Here is a 19,284-nt window from a genome sequence, read left to right on the forward strand (position 1 = left end):
ATATGCACGTGCATTTGCCCTTGGCACGCACATATGAGGAGTCCATGATGAGTCTCAGCTTCCTTTCAGGCGCGCTCGCCGCCCCCGAGGTGATGAGGTGAGATGACCACCCACGACCCGTCCACCGGCCAGATCTGGACTTTCGCCGAGGCTGACTACCGCTTCGGCAGCGGCCCGCTGCGCATCCGGATCGACCGAGTGCTCGCCTCCGCACCCCTCCAGCAGGACGGCGAGACGTGGTACGAGGTCGAAGGCATCGAGGTCAACGACCAGGGCCAGATCATCGGCCCCCGCCGAGCCACGATCCGGGCCAGCCGCCTCCCCGCCGTCCGCCGCAACCCCGGCCGCTGATCCCCGCCGCTCCCGTCCGGGGCCGTGCGCTGGTGATCTACCCTGCTGGCCATGGCTCGCACGAAGCTTTATCTCGTCCGCCACGGCGAGCAGGATCCCGCCTCGCCCGAGGGCGCCCTGTCGCGGCGCGGGCGTGACCAGGCGGAACGCTTGGCCCGGCGGCTCGACGAGGTCCCCTTCGCGGCGATCCACCACAGCCCACTGCCGCGCGCGGCGCAGACCGCGAAGATCGTCGGCTCCTACCTGCCGCAGGTCCCCCGCCACGCGTGCGACCACGTCACCGACCGGACGCCGATTCCCTCCCCCGCCCAGCGCGACGTCTACCCGTCGCGTTGGCACGACTGGCTGGACAGCGTTCCCGCCGAGGAGCGCGACGAGGACGCCACCGCCCTTCAGGCCGCCGTCGCCCACTTCGGAGTGACCGGCGACGCCGACCGTCACGAGCTGCTGATCACCCACAACTTCGTGATCGGCTGGTTCGTCCGTCACGCCCTGGACGCCCCGGCCTGGCGCTGGATCGGCCTCAACCAGGACAACTGCGCCCTCACGATCGTCCAGTGGGACTCCGGCCGCCCACCGACCTTGACCTCCTTCAACGACACCGGCCACCTCTGAGCGACCCCGCCTCACCCCGGTCGGCCACCTTCGAGCGACCCGCTTCAAGCCATCCGGCCGCCTTCGAGCGACCTCGCTTCACGCCAATCGGCGGCGAAGGAGGCCAGATCCGGCTGGCGATCCGCCGGCAACGGCTGGCATGCGCGGATCGCTACCTCCCAGAGAGCCGCCGGCCCGCGAAACGCCTCCCGGTGCGTCGTGCCGTCCCCGAGCAGAACCAGCACGGCCCGGCCCAGCGTGAACACCGATGTCCGCTGGTCGATCGTCTCCCCTTTGACGAACTCTTCCGGAGCCATGAACCGGGTCGACCCGAACATCCGCCCCATCTCGTTCACATAGGGCCCCGGCCGGTAGTGGTCGAGATCCACCACCGACATCCGGTGCGTGCCGAAGTCGTAGATCAGGCACCCGTCGTAGAAATCGCCGGCCACTTCCCCGGCCCTCCCCAGCAGGTCATGCACCTCGACCACACTGTCCAGCGCGGCCGCGATCCGCTCCGGGGGCAGATGACGGAAGCGGTGGAACGCCGACGCCGGATCGTCGCGTCTGTCTCGGGGGACGCCGAGCAACTCCCCGTCGGCCCAGTCGTAGATCAGCACCGGGCCGTGGGGTGACTCGATCACCTCGCGCAACGCGGGCAGGGCTTCGTGCCGGTATGTCGCGCCGATCCGGGCCGCGTTGCGGAGCAGCACCCACCGCTGCTCAGGGTCCTCGGCGCGTCCGGCCGTCTTGACGAAATGCCGCTCACCGTCCCACTCGACGCCGTACGACATGTTGCCCGAGTCCTGCCGGTCGAACACCGCGAAGATCGTCCCGATCGCCCGCAGATGGTCCTCGGGGGCGAGGTCTATCCGACTGGTGCGTACCACTGGGCACCGGTCACAAGGATGCGGGTGGCGAGGTTGCGGTTCCATTCGGGCCGCATCCCGTGGCGGCGCAGGACCGGGAAGACGACCTCGTCCATGAGCCGCTCGACGGCCGCTTGGAAGTCGGCCTGCTCGTCGTAGACCCCGTACCCCAGATAGACCGAACCGTCCTCGCTGGCGATCAGTGACTCGGTGTCCTGCTCGTGGAACCACAGATATCCGTGCCAGTGGCGGGAGTCGTCGCGCTCGTCGTGGATCTCGACGGCGGCGCAGTTGCCGCAACAGGCGAAGTTCTGCCGCGCCAGCACCCCGAGGTCGTTGAGCTCGGCGAAGGCGAGGGTGAGGTTGCTGCGGACGGTCCCCCAGCCGGCCTGCTGGGTTCGGCGGACGGCCAGCGCTTGGTCGTACGCCGAGGCCAGCTCCTCGTCGGTGATGCCGTCACGCACCTCGTCACCGTCGAGGTAGTCGGCGAACTCGTCGGCGTCGTCCTCGCCGCGCACGACCCATGACCAGATGTCGTCCTCGATCTCGGTGCGGGCCGGCTCGGCGACCCGGTCGGGCAGGAACCGGGCGCCGTCCGGCCGGCGATTGTAGATCCACTCGTCGGTCATGGTCAGTCGGCCAGCATCTGCGCGAACTCGGCCGGGTCGATGATGGGGATGCCGAGTTTCGCCGCCTTGGTCGCCTTGGCCGTGGTGGTCTCGGAGGTGATCAGCGCCGTCGTGGTGGCCGAGACGCTGCCGCTCGCACGGCCGCCCAACTGCTCGATGCGCTCGCTGACCGTGGTGCGCGTGTAGCCCGGGACGCTGCCACTGACCACGTACGTGCGGCCCTCGAAAGGTTTTTCGCCCTCGGTCTCGGGGACGCTCATGGTGACGCCGGCCGCGGCGAGGCGGTCGATGACGCCGGACATGGCGGTGAGGCCGTCGACGACATGCTGGGCTTTGATCAGGCCCATCTTGTCGATCTCGGCGATCTCCTCGACGGTGGCGGCCCGCAGCGCCTCCATGGTCTTGAAACGGGCGGCGAGCCAGCGGCCGACGCTGCGGCCGGTCATCCGGATGCCGAGCCCGGTGATGACGCGGTTGAACGGCTGGGCCTTGCTGGCCTCGAGCGACGCGATGACCTTGGCCGCGTTCAGCTTGCCGAGCAGGACGACCCCGCCGGCCTTGGTGTTGCCGACGGGCAGCTCGGCCAACTGCTCCTCGGTGAGCGTGTAGAGATCGGCGACGTCGGTCGCGAGACCCGCGTTGACCAGGGCGACGCAGAGCGCCTCGCCGGCACCCTCGACGTCCATGGCCTCGCGGCTGCACCAGTACTCGAGAGCGTTGGTGGCGCTGCACGAGGCGGTATGGCAGCGCCAGAGCAGGCTCGACTTGTCCCACGGCTCGCCGCACTGCGGGCAGGTCTCGGGCGGCGCCCACGGGGTGAGGCCGTGCGGCTGCTCGCCGATGGGCGCGGTGACCCGCGGAATGACGTCGCCGGCCCGCCACACGGCGACCGTCTGCCCGATGGCCAGCCCCTGCTCCTCGACGAACTTGGGGTTGTGCAGCGTCGCGTAGGTGATCGTGGTGCCGTCGACGAAGACCGGATCGAGCACGGCCCGCAGCGAGATGCGCCCGGTGCGCCCGACCCGCACCTCGATGTCGCGCAGCACGGTGGAGCCGGTGTCGGCCGGATATTTGAAGGCGGCCGCCCAATACGGCGTACGGCTGCCGGAACCGAGCCGCCGCCGGGTCGACTCGAGATCGGCCGTCAGCACCGCCCCGTCGATCGGGAACTCGAGCCCCTTGCGCAGCTCACCGATGCGTGCGACGGCGGCGAGCGCGGCGTCGGCATCGTCGGCGACCTGAACCTCGCCGGTGGCGAGCCGCCCCGCCACCCGGAAGCCGAGCTCGACCGCACGGGCCATCCGCTCCCGATGGGAGGCGAAATCACCGGTGATGTCATAGGCCGCGAAGGTCATCGGTGCCTCGTACGTCCGGTCGGCGGCCCGGATCGAGCCGGCCACCGCCCCGCGCGAGTTGATGAACGGCTTGCCGCCGGCGGCGACCCGGTTGGCGCTGGCCGCCTCGAAGTCGCCGACGGTCATGTAGACCTCGCCGCGGACCTCACCCGTCCACGCGCTGTCGAGCCGCCCGGGCAGACCGGCGATGCCCCGCAGCACCTGCCCGGTCACGTTCTCCCCGGTGCTGCCGTCGCCGCGCAGCGCGGCCAGCACGAGCCGGCCCGACTCGTACGCCACCCGGATGGCCAGCCCGTCGAGCTTGACCTCGACCAGACACGGATCGCCGCCGAGGCTCGCGACGAACGCCCGCACCTCGTCCTCACCGGTGACCTTGCCGAGCGACATCATCGGCTCCGGATGGCGCACGTCGCCGCCACCGGACACGCCCGCCGCGACCCGCGTGGTCACCCCACGGTCGTCCCACTCGGGATGCGCCTGCTTGGCCGCGGTGATCCGGTCGAGCAGCGCGTCGTAGTCGGCATCGGTCATCAGCACGTCGCCGGTGTCGTAATACGACTTGGCGGCCGTCTGTGCCTGCTCGACAGCAGCGGCGAAGTCAGCTTCGGTGAGGGCGCTCTCCGTCATGCCGACAACCTACGTGCCGGGTACGACAATTTCGCCGACGCCGCCCGAGTCGGGGTGGCTGCGGTCTCCCGCACGACCGCCTCAGGGTCCTCGGGCCGCGGCTCGGGCCCGGGCCCGCCGGTCGGCCTGCGACTATGGCGCTGTGCAACAACGGCGCGAACTCCGGGGTGGGGCAGCTGGTGCAGGTGCCTGTCGCCGAAGGCGCGGCCGGGTCGAGCGAAGCACATCGGTGGCCTCCTTGTCGTGGGCCAGGGCAGGGGCGAGGGCGGCGCTTCGACGTGGTAGGCGACGATCTCCGGTCGGTGATGGCGAAGGGCGGCTTGTCATTCGGGCGGGTTACGACTAACGCGGGCGTGCACGGGTATCCGGCGCCTTATGGATGAGCGGATCTTGGATCCCTGGGGTGAGCGGACACCCTATGGGCAGGGGCTCGAATGGCCCGTGCGGGCGGATGAGCATGTCACCGCCGAAGGGGTTGAGCGGTGGGTGCCGTCGGCCTCGATTCTGCACTCGAACGGGGATGCGATGGACATCGCCGTCAAGGACGGGCGGATCGTCGGCGTCAGGGGGCGGGCGAACGACCGGGTCAATCGGGGACGGCTCGATCCGAAGGATCTGTACGGATGGCAGGCCAACAACAGCGCCGACCGGCTCACCCGGCCGCTTGTCCGTGACGGTGGCCGGCTTGTGGAAACCGACTGGGAAACGGCCATGGGGCGGGTCGTCGCACGGTCGAAGGAGCTGACGCAAGGGCCCGGCGGGTGGGGGCATTTCGGGTTCTACACCAGCGGGCAGCTCTTTCTCGAGGAGTATTACGCGCTCGGCGTCATCGGTAAGGCCGGTCTCGGCACGCCGCACATGGATGGGAACACGCGGCTCTGCACCGCCACCGCGGCGGCGGCTCTCAAGGCCAGTTTCGGTACGGACGGTCAGCCGGGCTCCTACGGCGACGTGGACCATTGCGACGCGATCGCGTTGTGGGGGCACAACGTGGCCGCGACGCAGACCGTGCTGTGGATGCGGATGCTCGACCGGCGGCGCGGGCCGAATCCGCCGCGAATGCTGGCCGTCGATCCGCGCGAGACGCCGGTCGCCAAGGAGGCCGACATTCACCTGGCGATCCGGCCCGGCACCAATGTCGCCCTGGTCAACGGCTTGATTCGGCAGGTCATTCATTCCGGGTGGTACGACCCCACGTACACCCAAGCGCATGTGATCGGTTTTGAGGGGCTCGCCGAAACCGTCGACGCCTACACGCCGAGCCACGTGGCCGACATCTGTGGCCTGAAGGCAAGAGACATCGAACGGGCGGCCGAACTGCTGGGCACCTCGGAACGGCTGCTTTCCACGGTGCTGCAAGGGTTTTATCAGTCCAACCAGGCCACGGCGGCGGCGTGCGGGGTCAACAACCTGCATCTGATCCGCGGGATGATCGGCCGGCCGGGCGCCGGGGTGCTGCAAATGAACGGGCAGCCCACGGCCGAGAACACCCGCGAGGCCGGCGGCAACGGCGATCTGCCCGGCTTCCGCAATTGGGACAACCCCGAGCACATCCGGGAACTGGCCGAGCTGTGGAACGTCGACGAGACGACCATTCCGCACTGGGCGCCGCCGACGCACGCCATGCAGATCTGGCGGTACGCCGAACAGGGGTCGATCAAGTTCCTCTGGATCAGCGCCACCAACCCGGCCGTGACATTGCCCGACCTCGCGCGCATCCGGCGCATTCTGTCGAAACCGGAGCTGTTCGTCGTCGTACAGGACCTGTTCCTGACCGAGACCGCCGCATTCGCCGATGTGGTCCTGCCGGCCGCCACGTGGGGCGAGAAGCTCGGCACCTTCACCAACGCCGACCGGACCGTTCATTTGTCGGAGAAGGCCGTCGAGCCACCCGGCGAGGCCCGATCCGACCTCGACATCTTCCTCGACTACGCCCGGCGGATGGATTTCCGCGACCGCGACGGCGATCCGCTCGTTCCGTGGACGTCGCCGGAGGAGGTCTTCGAGGCGTGGAAGAAATGCTCCGAGGGACGGCCGTGCGACTACACCGGCATCACCTACGAAGCCTTGCGCGACGGCGGCATCCAATGGCCGGTCGGTACAGAGCGCCTCTACGGCGACGGCTTCTTCAACACCGATCCGGACTATTGCGAGACGTACGGGCATGACCTGAACACGGGCGCCGAATTCACCGCCGACGACTACAAGGCCAAGGAGCCCGGCCGCCGGGCCTTCCTGCACGCCGTGGACTATCAGCCCTCCCCCGAGACGCCCGGCGAAGACTATCCGATGACGCTGACGACCGGGCGGACCGTTTATCACTTCCACACGCGGACGAAGACCGCCCGCGCCCCCGAACTCAACGCCGCCGCCCCGGACCCCTGGATCGAACTGCACCCGGACGACGCCGCGCATCTGGGCGTCGCCGAAGGGGATCAGGTGTCCGTCACCTCACCGCGGGGCGAGATCGTCGTGCCGGCGCGGCTCACGGGCGTACGGCCGGGAACGGTTTTCGTTCCTTTCCATTACGGTCAGCAGGCGGCCAATGAGCTCACCATGACCGCGTGGGATCCCGTCTCCAAACAGCCGCTGTTCAAAATCGCGGCCGTCCGCGTCGAGCCGAGGGACTGAACCGCCATGCATCTCGCTCACTATCTCGGGCTGCTGCACCGGTCACAGACAAATCTGGCGAGCGCCTTCCGGGAAGTCGCCGCCGCTCACGCCGACGAACCGGACATCGAGCACCTGTGCACCCGGCAGGCCACGATCTGCGAGACCCAGGCGGATCGGTTGCGGCCATTTGCCGAGAGGTACGCCGAGGAGGCGCCCCAGGAGCCGGACCGCCTGCACTCGACGCTGTTCACGGGCACCCGCGAGGGCGGGATCGGGCTGTTACGCGACCTGCAGGACCTCTACCTGATGGCGTCCGAGTGTGACATCTGCTGGACGGTGATCGGTCAGGCCGCGTACGGGGCCCGCGACCGTGAACTGCTCGGCGTCGTCGACGACAGCGAGGGTGAGACGGCGGTTCAGCTGGCCTGGCTGCGAACGAGAATGAAGCAGGCCGCCCCGCAGGCGCTGGTAGTAGCCGACTGAGAGCCGGCGCACCAGGCGCCCGGCGAACGGGACCACGCCGAGACAGGTGGCGCCGATCGCGGTCAGCACCAGGCCCAGCCCGCCGGTCGCGTCGGCGCCAGCGGTGAGCGCGCCCACCCCCGCGAACGCGCCCACCCACAGCGTGGTCCCGATGGCCGACCAGAGCAGGAAGCGCCGGAACGGCATGCCCACGACACCGGCCACGATCGGCACGACGGCGTGGATGACGGCGACGAACCGGACCGCGACCAGCGCCGGGGCGCCCTTGTCCCGGAGGTAGGCCTCGGCCCGGTCGAACCGCTCGGCGCCGATCCGCTGCCCGAGGCGCGTGGCCCGCAGCCGTGGACCGAAGGCGCGGCCCACCGCGTACCCCAGAGACTGCCCGGCCAGAGCACCCAGCGTGCCCACGACGAGCACGGCGGCGAAGCCGGCGGGCCCCTGCGGAAGCGAACCGGCCAGCATGACCACCGACTCGCCCGGCACGAGCAGCCCGGCCAGGAACGTCATCTCGACACCGGAGGACAGGAACGTGAAGAGCAGAACCGTCCACTGGTCGAGAGTGGACAGCCAGTCGACGAAGGCGTTGGCGGCGTTCGCGAGATCGGTGAGCACAGCTTCAGCCTGCCGCCCCGGCGTTTTCGGAGCCTCCGGGCGTTACCCCGAGAAAACCCTTAGGGTTCGCAGGCCTCACTATCAGGTCAAGAAGCGGCCGCAATCGGATCTACCGTCGAGGGCATGGACGCCATCATCGCCCGCCGGCTTCGGCGGCATCACCTGATCGGGCCGGCGAAATCGGCTGCTGAGGCGGTCGCCGCCATGTGTGGGGCGCACTGCCAGATCCAGAGCGCGGCCGAGGTGTCGGTGGCAGTCCGGGTCGAAGGGGGCACGCAAGCGAGCGTACGGCGGGCCATCGTGGAGGAGAGGAGCCTGGTCAAGGCGGCAATGTGACGTACACAAGTCCCTCGCTCTGGATCCCGGGTTTTCAGCCCATGCCGCCCTCGGACGCCGTCCACGAGCTGATGCGCCACTATCTGAGGTCGTGCGGACCGGCCACACCGGCCCACATGGCGCGGTGGCTCGGCGCGGCGTGGGCTCCCACCCGAGAGACCGCATCTTCCCGGGCCGCGCCTCTACCCGAGCCCTCAACCGTGGCCCGGCTCGGTCACATCCTCGACGTGCAGGCGACTCTGACTGTCGGCGAGGTCACCGTGGGTCCGCACGCCTGAGGAGGGGCTGACAGCGTCGTTAATTCCTACCTGGCAGGTCTAACATGTGGGAAACGGGTGTAATGCGGGTCACGTAGATCTTCTGCCGGATGATCAACCGGCGTAGGTTTCCGGCGTCTGATCTGCATACGCCTGTATACCGACACCCCGGTGGAGACCTGATAGCCATGCACAGCCCGATGACCCGCCGTCGCGCCCTGTCCCTGTTCGGTGCCGCCTCCGTCGCGCTCACCGCGGCCGCCTGCGGGGCCCAGGACGACGAGCCGGCCGCGTCGGCGAGCGGCAAGTCGCTGCAAAAGGTCAAGGTCTCCCTCGACTGGACGCCCAACACCAACCACACCGGCCTCTACGTGGCCCGGTCGAAGGGCTACTTCGCCGCCAACGGCCTCGACGTCGACATCGTGCAGCCGGGCGACACCGACCCGTCGGCCCTGGTCGCGGCGGGCAAGCTCGAGTTCGCCATCAGCGCCCAGGAGGCCCTGACCCAGGCCCGCGCCGAGGACGCCCCGATCGTCTCGATCGCCGCGATCATCCAGCACAACACCTCCGGCTTCGGCTCGCCGAAGGACCGCAACCTCACCCGCCCCGCCCAGTACGCCGGCAAGACGTACGGCGGCTACGGCGGCCCGGTCGAGGAGCCGCTGCTCAAGACGATCGTCAAGGCCGACGGCGGCGACCCGTCCAAGGTCAAGGTCGTCAATGTGGGCGAGGCCGACTTCTTCGCGGCCACCAAGAAGGGCATCGACCTCGAGTGGATCTTCTACGGCTGGACCGGCATCGAGGCCGAGCTGCGCGGCGAACCGGTGAACATCCAGTACGTCAAGGACTACGCGCCCGTGCTCGACTTCTACACCCCCATCCTGATCACCAGCGAGAAGCAGATCTCGTCGAACCCGGACGTGGTCAAGTCGTTCCTGGCCGCCACCTCCCAGGGCTACGGCTACGCCGCCGACAACCCGGCCGACGCCGCCGCGATCCTGCTCAAGGCCGCCCCCGACCTGGACAAGGACCTCGTCACCAAGAGCCAGGAGTGGCTCAGCCCCAAGTACAAGGACGACGCCGCCCGCTGGGGTGAGCAGAAGCCCGCCGTCTGGACCGATTTCGCCCAGTGGCTGTACGACCAGAAGGTCCTCACGAAGCAGGTGGACGCCACCAAGGCCTTCACGAACGCCTTCCTTCCCCAATGAGACGGCCTGCCCTCGGCATGAGGCGCTGGCTCCCCCCGACACTCACCGTCGTCGGGCTCCTGATCCTCTGGCAGGTCTACACGACGGTCTCGGGCATCGAGTCCTGGCTGCTGCCCAGCCCCAAGGACATCTGGGACGCTTTCGTCGACCAGCGCGACGTCCTGGCCACCCACACCCTCGCCACGACCGAGCTCACGCTGCTGGGCTTCGCCGCCGGTGTGGCCACCGGCTTGCTCGTCGCGGTTCTGCTCCATCTGATTCCGGGTGTACGGGCGGCCGTCTACCCGCTGCTGGTGATCAGCCAGAACGTCCCGACGATCGCGATCGCTCCCCTGCTGGTGGTCTGGCTCGGCTTCGGCATCGCCCCCAAGCTCGTCGTGATCGTGCTGGTCTGCTTCTTTCCGGTCGCGGTGGCCACCCTCGACGGGCTCGGCCGCAGCGACGCCGCGATCAACGACTACATGCTGATGAGCGGGGCCAACCGCCGGCAGCTGTTCACCAAGCTCCAGTGGCCGGCCGCGCTGCCGGCCATGTTCTCCGGCCTGAAGATCGCCGCCACCTACAGCGTGCTCGGCGCGATCATCGCCGAGTGGCTGGGCAGCGAGGAGGGCATCGGCCGCTACATGATCGCGCAGAAGTCGGCGTTCCGGGCCGACCGGCTCTTCGTCGCCATCGCGATCATCGTGGTGCTCGCCCTGGCCATCTTCGGCCTGGTGCGCCTGGCCGAGAAGCTCACGATCAGGGGGAGGGCCAGTGGCCGCTCTTGAGGTATCCGAGCTCTCTCACAGCTTCGGCTCTTTGGATGTTCTATCCGACATTTCGCTGCGGGTCGGGCAAGGCGAGTTCGTCTCCATCGTCGGCCCGTCCGGCAGTGGCAAGAGCACGCTGTTCCACCTGGTCGGCGGTCTCCTGAAACCGACGGCCGGCAAGATCAGCATCGGTGGCGAGGATGCGGTCGGCCGTCGCGGCCTCATCGGTTACATGCCGCAGGCCCCGGCGCTCATGCCCTGGCGGACGATCGAGGACAACGTCGTGCTCGCTCGGGAGCTTGGAGGCGTACGCAAGAAAGAAGCTCGTGGTCTTGCCCGGGAATGGCTGAGCAAGGTCGGCCTGGACGGCTTCGCCAGGTCGTACCCCCATCAGCTCTCCGGCGGCATGCAGCAGCGCGTCGCCTTCCTGCGGGCGCTGCTGGCCGACAAGGAGCTGATCTGCCTGGACGAGCCGTTCAGCGCGCTCGACGCCATGCTGCGGGCCGAGATGCACCGCTGGCTGCTCGACATCTGGGAGCAGAACCGCCGCTCGATCCTGTTCGTCACGCACAGCATCGAGGAGGCCCTGCTGCTCTCCGACAGCGTGTACGTGTTCACCCGCCGCCCGGCGACCGTCCTGGAACGTGTCGAGGTGCCCTTCGACCGCCCGCGTCGCGACGAGGTCGTCGACGATCCCACCTTCATCCGCCTGCGCCGCCGGCTGACCGACCTGTTGACTGCGAGTCCCCGATGACCCACCTGCGTGTGATGCTCGAGTACTTCCACCCCTGGACGAACGCCGCCGGCTTCTACGTGGCGAGCCGCGAGGGCTGGTACGCCGACGCGGGCCTCGACGTCGAACTGACCGTCTTCGACGCGCTGCGTGGCGACACCCTCGAGCACCTGGCCCGCGGCGAAGTGCACTTCGGTGTCTTTCCGACAAACCGGCTTCTCGTACGGCGGGCCGCCGGCCAGCCGCTGCGCGGAGTCGCGTCGATCAACCATCGCGCGATGGAGACCATCCAGACGGTCACCGGCCGAGGAATCACCCGCCCCCGCGACCTCGAGGGCAAGCGCCTGGCCCTGAACCCGACCCCGCGCGGCGTGGCGATGGTCAACCACCTGGTGGCCACCGACGGCGGCGACCCGTCCAAGGTCGTCCTGGTCGACAGTGGCCACCGCGAGCTGAGCGTCGACGACATCGCCGCCGGCGAGGTGGACGCCACGTTCGGCGGCTACTGGGCGTGGGACGCCCTGATCGCCCGGTTGCCGCAGGACCAGCGCATCGTGTGGCCGGTCGACGAGATCGGCGCTCCCCCGTACCACAGCTACCTGCTGGGCACGGGTCCCGCGCTGCAAGGCCAGGACGACCTGGTGGCCACCTTCCTGGAGGTCACCGAGCGCGGCTACCGGGCCGCCACGGACGATCCGGCCGCGACGTTGCGCGTCCTCGACCACGTCATCCCGTACTTCCCCCGCGCCATGCTGGCCCGCTCACTGGAGCTGATCGCCCCCACGTGGTGGCACGAGGGCCGCTGGGGCGAGATCCGCCCGGAGCTCATGGACCCGTACACCGCGTGGCTGGCCGCCGCCGGCATCCTCCCGCCCACCTTCGACTGGCATTCCGCGATCGCCGAGGTCCCCCGGGCGGTGCCGCGGTGACAGCGCCGCTCATAAGCCCAACAGAGCTTGCCGTACGAGCGGACGCCCACCTGATCCTCGACGCGACGGTAGAGCTCCCGTCCGCCACGTTCGACGGCGACCACAGGGCGACGTCGGGCTTCCCGGGTTGGCAGGCCGCCCACATCCCCGGCTCCCACCACGCCGACCTGCTCACGACGTTCAGCGACCCCGACGCCCCGTACCACTTCGCCCACCCCAACCCCGCCGCTTTGACCGCGGCTCTTTCCGCGTTGGGCTTGATCACCGGCACCCCGGTAGTCGTCTACGACCGAGCGGGCGGCATCTGGGCCGCCCGCCTCTGGTACCTCCTGGACTGGATAGGCATACCCACCCAGGTCCTGGACGGCGGCTTGGCCGCGTGGCGCAACGCCGGCCTCCCCGTGGAGTCAGTCAGCACCCCACACACCCCAGCCGTCACCCACCCCACCTCGGCCACCGCCCGGCCTGACGAGCCTGCCGTGCGGACGGGCGGCCTGACTCCGCGGCTGAAGGACGGTCGCTGGGTCACGCGCGACGACCTCGAGCGCTGGCTCGCCGGCGACGTCGAGGCCTCGGTGCAGTGCGCGCTCAACCCGGAGGCGTTCCGCGGCGACGTACCCACCCGCTACTCCCGCCGCGGCCACCTGCCCGGCAGCGGCAACCTCCCCGCCCGCCTGCTCAACACCCCCGACGGCCGCCTCCTCCCACCCGGCCAGCTCCGGCCGGTGCTCAGCGACCTCCTCGACGACCCTCGCCCGCTCTGGCTGTACTGCGGCGGCGGCATCTCAGCCGCCGCCCTGGCCTTGGCCCTCGCCGTGGCCGGCCGCGACGACGTGGCCCTCTACGACGGCTCGCTCGAAGAGTGGTCCGCCGACCCGTCCCGGCCGCTCACTCTCGGCTCCGAGCCCACCCCCGGCCACCCGGCCACCGCACACCCGGATTCGGCCGCGCAGCCGGATTCGACCGCGCACCCGAGGTCGGCGGCGCGCCCGGAGCCGGCCCTGCGCCCGGAGTCCGCCGCTCCCGTCGCGCACCCGGAGCCGGCCGCGCGCCCGGAGCCCGCCGCGTACCCGGGTTCGGCCGCGCACCCGGAGCAGGCCGCGCGCCCGGAGCCCGTTCCTCCCGCCGCGCGCCCGGAGTCCGCCGTGCGCGCAAATTCGGAAGTGCGCACAAATTCGGCCGCACGCACGGATTCGGCCGCACCCACAGATTCGGCCACACACACGGATTCGGCCGCAACCGCCGAGAGCGGCGCAACGCCAGACCGGGTGGCGCATCGGATTGCCGCGGGGGCGGCGGTGGCCGTGCGGTTGAGTGATGCCGTGCGGGAGCTGGTCGACCGGCCCGAGTTCGCGGTGTTGGCCACTGCTGAGCCGGATGGGTCGTCGCAGCTCAGCGTCATGTGGCTCGGGCGCGACGGGGACAATCTGGTCATGGCCACGAAGGGCGGGCGCCGCAAGGTCCGCAACATCCGCCGCGATCCCCGGGTCACCGTGCTCGTCCACGACCGGCGGGCGCCGACCCGCTACGTCGAGATCCGCGGCCACGCCACGGTCGTCGGCGAAGGCGGCTCGGCTCTGGTGAACGAGCTCGCCCGCCGCTACACCGGCCGGGATCACGTCATAGGCGACCCCGGTGAGGAAGCCGACCGCGTAGTGCTGCGGATCGTGCCCGAGCGTGTCGTCGAGCAGCTATGACGAGCGCGGACGCGGTGATCGCGTGGGCGCGCGGGCTGTCCCCGGCGGCGGGTGGCACACGGGTGGTGGCGGTCGAGGGGCGGTCCGGCGCGGGGAAGACCGAGCTGGCTCTCAGGCTGGCGGCCGCGCTCTCAGCGCCGCTCATCCGGATGGACGACCTCTATCCGGGGTGGGACGGGCTGCGCGGTGGGGTCACCGCGTTGCACGACTGGGTGCTCAAGCCGCTGGCCGACGGTGAGCCGGTGCGGTGGCGGAGCTGGGACTGGGCCGCGGACCGGTACGCCGGCTGGCACGAGGTGCCGCGCGGCGACAGCCTCGTGGTGGAGGGGGTGGGGTGCGGCGCGCGCGTGCTGGCCCCGTACATCAGCGGTCTGGTCTGGATCGAGGTTCCGGACGCGCTGCGCCGGGAGCGGGCCCTCGCGCGCGACGGCGCCACCTATGAGCCGCACTGGGAGCGCTGGGCGCGCCAGGAGGACGAGTTCTACGGCACCGACGACGTGCGCGGGCGGGCCGATCTGATCATCGACGGCAGTGTGGAGCGGTAAGAGATGAGCGAGCAGCGGATCCGGCTCAACGGGTTGCGGCAGTCGACGGTCGGGCACACGGCGATCGGGCTGTGGCGGCACCCGGACAGCCAGGCGCACCGGTACCGGGACCTGTCCTACTGGGTCGACACCGCCCGGATCCTCGAGCGGGGGCGTTTCGACGCGCTCTTCATCGCGGACGCGCTCGGCCCGCTCGACGTCTATCAGGGCAGCGTCGACGCGGCGCTGCGCGACGGCATCCAGACCCCGACCGACGACCCGCTGCTGGCGATCAGCGCGATGGCGGCGGCCACCGAACGGCTCGGCTTCTCGGTCACGGTCTCGTCGACCTACGAGCAGCCGTACGCCTTCGCCCGCAAGATGACCACGCTGGACCACCTGACCAACGGCCGGATCGGCTGGAACATCGTCACCTCGGCCCTGGACAGCGCCGCCCGCAACCTCGGCCTGGACAAGCAGCTCCCGCACGACCAGCGATACGCGGTGGCCGAGGAGTTCATGGACGTCGTCTACAAGCTGTGGGAGTCGAGCTGGGCCGACGACGCCGTGGTGCAGGACGTGGAGGCCGGCGTCTTCGTGGACCCGTCGAGGGTGCGGCCCGTCGCGCACGAGGGCGAGTATTACCGCGTGCCCGGCATCGCCCTGTCGGAGCCGGGCGTGCAGCGCACCCCCGTTCTCTACCAGGCGGGCACGTCGAAGGTGGGCCGCGCGTTCGCCGCCCGGCACGCCGAGGGCGTCTTCCTGTCCACCTATCTGCCGTCGATGGCCCGCGGCCTGGTCGACGACGTGCGGCGGCGGGCCGCCGAGAACGGCCGTGACCCGCTGTCGCTCAAGTTCTTCGCGATCGCCACGGTGATCGTGGCCGAGACCGACGAGGCGGCCGCGGCCAAGCTGGCCGACTATCAGCGATACGCCAGCGTCGAGGGCGCGCTGGCCCGCTGGAGCGCGCTGATGCACATCGACCTGTCGGCCCTGGATCTCGACAAGCCTTTGGAGTACGTCGACACGGACGGCATCCGCGGCATGGTCGAGCTTTTCACCACCCTCGACCCGTCGCGCACCTGGACCCCGCGCGCGATCGCCGAGTTCGTCGGCGTGGGCGGCGGCGGCCCGGTGATCGTCGGCAGTCCCACCACTGTCGCCGACGAGCTGGAGCGCTGGATCGACGAGTCGGGTGTGGACGGCTTCAACATCGCCGACCCGGTCCCGCCGGTCACCTTCCGCGATTTCGCCGACCTGGTCGTCCCCGAGCTTCAGCGCCGCGGCCGCGTGTGGCGCGACTACGAGGGCGGCACCTTGCGCGAGCACTTCCACGGCCCGGGCGTAACCCGCGCCCGCGCCGACCACCCAGCGGCGCAATATCGTCGGCTCTGACATCGCAGCTATCGAGGGCAGAGAAGGCCGATGACAACCAGGACCACGGAATGGCGGCCCGGCCGAAGCCTGCCGGCCGTCGTCGCGACTTGCGCCTATGTCGTCGTCGTGGCCGTGCTCGTGGCCGTCTCGTCGCTGACCGGGGACTCGATCGGGCCCGCGCTCTATCTCACCGCCGCGGCCCTGACACTGCCGATGGGCTTCCTGATCTACCCAGCGCTGTGGGCGAACTCCATCGCCACAGCCATTCTCGGCCTCAGCCCGGGCCACGAGGCGGCGGTGGCCCGGGGCGGGGTCGTGGTGGTCTTCTGCCTCGCGGCTCTCGCCAACGCCGCGGTGGCCCGCCTGCTCTGGCAGGTGATCCGCCGGCGCTGACCGTCAGTCGGCGGCGACGACCGGCGCCCGCGTGACAGCCGGCGCCTCAGCCGACAAGGCAACCGAAGCGGCAGGCGAAGCGGGCGCGGGCGGCGCGGAAGGTGAAGCGGCCGGCTGCTCGGAGGGGATCGAGGCGATGCCGGCCAGGATGAGGACGCCGCCGAGCAGCTGCAGCGGGCTCAGCGACTCGCCCAGGACCAGCCACGCGAAGACCGACGCGAAGACCACTTCGAGAAGCCCCACGAACGAGGCCAGGCGGGAGCCCAGCCGGGCCGACCCCGCGATCCCCGTGGCGTACGCGATAGCCGTCCCCACGATCGCCACTACCAGCAGCGGCAGCCACCACGGGGCGGTCGAGTTCACCACCGTGACGTCCGTCATGACCGTCCGGAACGGGACCAGGCCCACCGCCGACGCCACCGCCAGGGTCAGGCTTCCGAGGATCAGGCCCGACGAGGCCAGCGCGACCGGCGGCAACCCGTCGTTGGGCCTCGCCGCCACCACGAAGTACACCGCGCAGCCGATCGCCGCCGCGAAGGCCAGGGCCAGCCCCCACACGTCCACCGCCCGCAGCGCCCCCGGACCGATCACCAGCACCAGGCCGCCGATCGCCAGGACCGAGCCGAGCAACACCATCGGGCGGGGCGTACGCCGTGTGGTCGCCCACGTGAACAGCACCAGCAGCAGCGGCGCCAGATATTCGATCAGCAGCGCCGTCGACACCGGTATCCGCGAGATCGCCGCGAAGTACGCGAGCTGCGTGAACGCCACCGCGATCACACCCATCCCGAGGACCCGCCACCGCCCGCGCCACAGCGCCGGCCAGCGCCCCCGCAACGAGATGATCAGCAGCGGGAGCAGCACCACTCCCCCGGTCAGGGCCCTGATCGTCACCGCCGCCGCCGGCGACCAGCCCGCCTCCAGCAGCGGTTTGATGAACGCGCCGGACGTTCCGAACGAGACCGCTGAGGTCACGGCGATGACCAGACCCACGGACTTGGCCGAGAACTTCATGGCACCCCACCTTGATCGCTGTCATGAGCTAAATTGCTTATACCCCTGACGCTAGGCTCGTACCTGTGAGGAGTCAAATTGCTTTTTGCCCCTGACACGGAGGAGGCGCTGGAGTTCATCGTCGACCTGACCGACACCGACCCGGGCGCGACCCGCACCGGCGAGGACGAGCTGGCCACGGTGGACCAGCTCGGCGCCCTGCTGGCCCGCTGGCACTACTCGGGGCGCATCGACCACGACGAGGCCGAGCTGCGCGAGGTGCGCGCGGTCCGCGACGAGCTGCGCCGCGTCTGGTTCCTCGACCGCGACGCCATGGTGCCCGCCGTCAACGAGATGCTGCGGAAGGCGAAAGCCCTGCCCTACCTCACCCGGCACGACGACTCGGACTGGCACATGCACGCCACCGCCCCCGGCGCCCCGCTGGCCGAGCGCATGCGGGTCGAGGCCGCCCTCGCCCTCATCGACGTGATCCGGATGAACGAGGTCGGCCGACTGCGGCAGTGCGGAGCCGACGACTGCACCGGCCTGCTGCTCGACCTGTCCCGCAACGGCTCCAAGCGTTTCTGCAGCGTGCGCTGCGGAAACCGGATGAACATGGCCGCTTTCCGGGAGCGCAAAGCGACCGAGCAGAGCTAGGCGAGCTCCTCGAGGGTGGGGCGGCGTTTGATCGTACGGACCATGCCGCCGGACACGCCCAGCAGCGCCGCCCCGCCCACCGAGGGCGAGTCCGCGTAGTGATATCCGCCGGTCCCCGCGATGGCGACGAGGTCGCCGGGCTCGACGTCCGCCGGCAGTTCCGCCGCCGTCCGCGCCGGCCCGGGCGTCTCCACCACGGTCGCCGGCCGCAGCGGCGACCGCGACTCGCGGCCCACGAGCACCATCGAGTGCCGTCCCGAGCACGGCGCCGCCCCGCAGCCGGGCACGCCCTCGTCGAGTGAGACGGTCAGCCCGCCGAGGTTCGACGACACCGCGGCGACCCGGGTGATGGTCACTCCCGCCCGCGACACGATGGACCGTCCCGGCGAGACGGTCAGCCGCGGCTCGGCGATCCCGAAGTATTCGGCCGACAGGTGCACCATGGCCCGCGCCCGCGCCGCGAACGCACCGACCGCGAAGTCGTCGTCCCCGCATCGGTAGCAGGCCGCGTGCCCGCCGCCGAGGTTCACCGCCGGCACGGTGATGCCGTAGCGGGAGCGGACCACGGTCGCGAAGCCCAGGACCTCGCGCACCGACGACTCGAACGGCTGGAACCGGCTGAGCTGGTGCCCGCAGTCGCAGTCGAACCCGGCCAGTTCCAGGCCGGGCTGGGAGCGGATCGCCGCGACCGCGGCCAGGGCGGGCCCGGTGCCGCACTTGAGCCCGTACCTGATCCGGCGCCGCCCCATCCGCGCCGGCACGATCCGCAGCCACACCCGCTGCGGCAGCACGGCCCGCGACGCGATCAGCGCGATCTCGGCCACGGAACCGGCCACCACCGCGGCGCCGCAGGCGTTCGCCGCGTCCAGGTCGGCCAGGGACTTGCCGGCCCCGCCGAGCACGATCTCCGAGGCTCCGACGCCCGCGGTCAGAGCGATCCGCAGCTCCGCGGCCGACGAGACACGACATCCGAGACCCGAGGACGCCACCCACTTCGCCGTTTCCAGGGTCAGGCCCGCCCTCGCGCTGTACGAGACCGCGCGCTCCCCGAACGCACGCCGATATTCGGCGCTCCTCTCGCGTACGTCCTGCTCGTCGAGAATGTGCAGCGGCGTTCCGTAGGAATGGGCGAGCTTGCTCGCCCGCACCCCGCCGATCTGCAGGTCGCCGTGGCCCACCCAGCGGGCGGAGAGCGGCCAGACCGTGGGATCGAGCGGCGGGCGCAGGGCGATGCGCAGGGACGGGACGATGTCGGCGAGCGTCATGTCCTGACCTTGCTCCCGGCGCCGCCGGAAAGA

General features: G+C 70.4%; 20 protein-coding genes. 14 read left to right on the top strand and 6 right to left on the bottom strand.

Annotation, left to right across the window (positions count from 1 at the left end):
* The first annotated feature begins 102 nt into the window (after positions 1-102).
* Together CRP55_RS43610 and CRP55_RS43615 are read left to right on the top strand one after the other, a co-directional pair.
* On the top strand, positions 103-351 hold the full coding sequence (locus CRP55_RS43610; RefSeq protein WP_097327909.1) for a hypothetical protein: 249 nt from the start codon (positions 103-105) through the stop codon (positions 349-351).
* Positions 352-402: 51 nt separating this feature from the next.
* Positions 403-966 carry a histidine phosphatase family protein gene (locus tag CRP55_RS43615; RefSeq protein WP_097327910.1) on the top strand — a complete coding sequence of 188 codons (564 nt, stop codon included), beginning with the start codon at positions 403-405 and terminating at the stop codon, positions 964-966.
* A gap of 44 nt (positions 967-1,010) precedes the next feature.
* Here CRP55_RS43615 and CRP55_RS52525 read toward each other — a convergent pair whose 3' ends face one another.
* The 3 genes from CRP55_RS52525 to ligA all read right to left on the bottom strand — a co-directional run bounded on the left by CRP55_RS52525 (position 1,011) and on the right by ligA (position 4,425).
* Positions 1,011-1,739 carry a serine/threonine-protein kinase gene (locus tag CRP55_RS52525; RefSeq protein ID WP_143235353.1) on the bottom strand — a complete coding sequence of 243 codons (729 nt, stop codon included), beginning with the start codon at positions 1,737-1,739 and terminating at the stop codon, positions 1,011-1,013.
* Between the two features lie 74 nt (positions 1,740-1,813).
* The gene (locus tag CRP55_RS43625; protein WP_097327912.1) at positions 1,814-2,443 is read right to left on the bottom strand and encodes a DUF6891 domain-containing protein; all 630 of its coding nucleotides are present in this window, start codon (positions 2,441-2,443) and stop codon (positions 1,814-1,816) included.
* Positions 2,444-2,445: 2 nt separating this feature from the next.
* Complete coding sequence (gene ligA, locus CRP55_RS43630; RefSeq protein ID WP_097327913.1) at positions 2,446-4,425, bottom strand: NAD-dependent DNA ligase LigA; 1,980 nt, start codon at positions 4,423-4,425, stop codon at positions 2,446-2,448.
* A gap of 525 nt (positions 4,426-4,950) precedes the next feature.
* Between ligA and CRP55_RS43635 the strand changes: the two genes are divergently transcribed.
* Entirely contained in the window at positions 4,951-7,056 is a 2,106-nt protein-coding gene (locus CRP55_RS43635) for a molybdopterin oxidoreductase family protein (protein ID WP_245923737.1), read from the top strand.
* 261 nt (positions 7,057-7,317) lie between these two features.
* Here the strand turns inward: CRP55_RS43635 and CRP55_RS43645 are convergent, their stop codons facing one another.
* A complete protein-coding gene (locus CRP55_RS43645; protein ID WP_097327918.1) occupies positions 7,318-8,133 on the bottom strand; it encodes a DedA family protein in 816 nt (271 codons plus the stop codon).
* A gap of 123 nt (positions 8,134-8,256) precedes the next feature.
* Between CRP55_RS43645 and CRP55_RS53650 the strand changes: the two genes are divergently transcribed.
* The 10 genes from CRP55_RS53650 (at position 8,257) to CRP55_RS43695 (ending at position 16,336) form a co-directional block, all read left to right on the top strand.
* Positions 8,257-8,469, top strand: a complete 213-nt coding sequence (locus CRP55_RS53650; protein ID WP_097327919.1) for a hypothetical protein — start codon at positions 8,257-8,259, stop codon at positions 8,467-8,469.
* Positions 8,466-8,747, top strand: a complete 282-nt coding sequence (locus CRP55_RS43655; protein WP_097327920.1) for a DNA glycosylase AlkZ-like family protein — start codon at positions 8,466-8,468, stop codon at positions 8,745-8,747. Before CRP55_RS53650 ends, CRP55_RS43655 begins: the two co-directional genes overlap by 4 nt.
* 179 nt (positions 8,748-8,926) lie before the next feature.
* Positions 8,927-9,934 (top strand): ABC transporter substrate-binding protein, encoded by a 1,008-nt coding sequence (locus CRP55_RS43660; RefSeq protein ID WP_097328049.1) that lies wholly within the window; start codon positions 8,927-8,929, stop codon positions 9,932-9,934.
* Positions 9,931-10,701, top strand: a complete 771-nt coding sequence (locus CRP55_RS43665) for an ABC transporter permease (protein WP_097327921.1) — start codon at positions 9,931-9,933, stop codon at positions 10,699-10,701. Before CRP55_RS43660 ends, CRP55_RS43665 begins: the two co-directional genes overlap by 4 nt.
* A 31-nt stretch (positions 10,702-10,732) precedes the next feature.
* The gene (locus CRP55_RS43670) at positions 10,733-11,437 is read left to right on the top strand and encodes an ABC transporter ATP-binding protein (protein WP_218854967.1); all 705 of its coding nucleotides are present in this window, start codon (positions 10,733-10,735) and stop codon (positions 11,435-11,437) included.
* A complete protein-coding gene (locus tag CRP55_RS43675) occupies positions 11,434-12,345 on the top strand; it encodes an ABC transporter substrate-binding protein (protein WP_097327925.1) in 912 nt (303 codons plus the stop codon). Before CRP55_RS43670 ends, CRP55_RS43675 begins: the two co-directional genes overlap by 4 nt.
* Entirely contained in the window at positions 12,342-14,042 is a 1,701-nt protein-coding gene (locus CRP55_RS53655) for a TIGR03618 family F420-dependent PPOX class oxidoreductase (protein ID WP_097327927.1), read from the top strand. The genes CRP55_RS43675 and CRP55_RS53655 overlap by 4 nt, the downstream gene beginning before the upstream one ends.
* Positions 14,039-14,587: a nucleoside/nucleotide kinase family protein gene (locus tag CRP55_RS43685; RefSeq protein WP_097327929.1), complete on the top strand. Its 549-nt coding sequence runs from the start codon at positions 14,039-14,041 to the stop codon at positions 14,585-14,587. Before CRP55_RS53655 ends, CRP55_RS43685 begins: the two co-directional genes overlap by 4 nt.
* Positions 14,588-14,590: 3 nt before the next feature.
* A complete protein-coding gene (locus tag CRP55_RS43690) occupies positions 14,591-15,961 on the top strand; it encodes an LLM class flavin-dependent oxidoreductase (protein WP_097327931.1) in 1,371 nt (456 codons plus the stop codon).
* A 30-nt stretch (positions 15,962-15,991) separates the two neighbouring features.
* Positions 15,992-16,336: a hypothetical protein gene (locus CRP55_RS43695; protein ID WP_097327933.1), complete on the top strand. Its 345-nt coding sequence runs from the start codon at positions 15,992-15,994 to the stop codon at positions 16,334-16,336.
* A gap of 3 nt (positions 16,337-16,339) precedes the next feature.
* Here the strand turns inward: CRP55_RS43695 and CRP55_RS43700 are convergent, their stop codons facing one another.
* Complete coding sequence (locus CRP55_RS43700) at positions 16,340-17,350, bottom strand: EamA family transporter (protein ID WP_097327934.1); 1,011 nt, start codon at positions 17,348-17,350, stop codon at positions 16,340-16,342.
* A gap of 78 nt (positions 17,351-17,428) precedes the next feature.
* Between CRP55_RS43700 and CRP55_RS43705 the strand changes: the two genes are divergently transcribed.
* On the top strand, positions 17,429-17,986 hold the full coding sequence (locus tag CRP55_RS43705; protein WP_097327936.1) for a CGNR zinc finger domain-containing protein: 558 nt from the start codon (positions 17,429-17,431) through the stop codon (positions 17,984-17,986).
* On the opposite strand, the gene CRP55_RS43710 is transcribed toward CRP55_RS43705, so the two are convergent.
* Positions 17,983-19,251 carry a diaminopimelate decarboxylase family protein gene (locus tag CRP55_RS43710; RefSeq protein ID WP_097327938.1) on the bottom strand — a complete coding sequence of 423 codons (1,269 nt, stop codon included), beginning with the start codon at positions 19,249-19,251 and terminating at the stop codon, positions 17,983-17,985. The two genes, CRP55_RS43705 and CRP55_RS43710, sit on opposite strands and share 4 nt — an antisense overlap.
* Positions 19,252-19,284: the final 33 nt, after the last annotated feature.

It is taken from the genome of Paractinoplanes atraurantiacus, from assembly GCF_900215205.1.
Classification (GTDB): domain Bacteria; phylum Actinomycetota; class Actinomycetes; order Mycobacteriales; family Micromonosporaceae; genus Actinoplanes; species Actinoplanes atraurantiacus.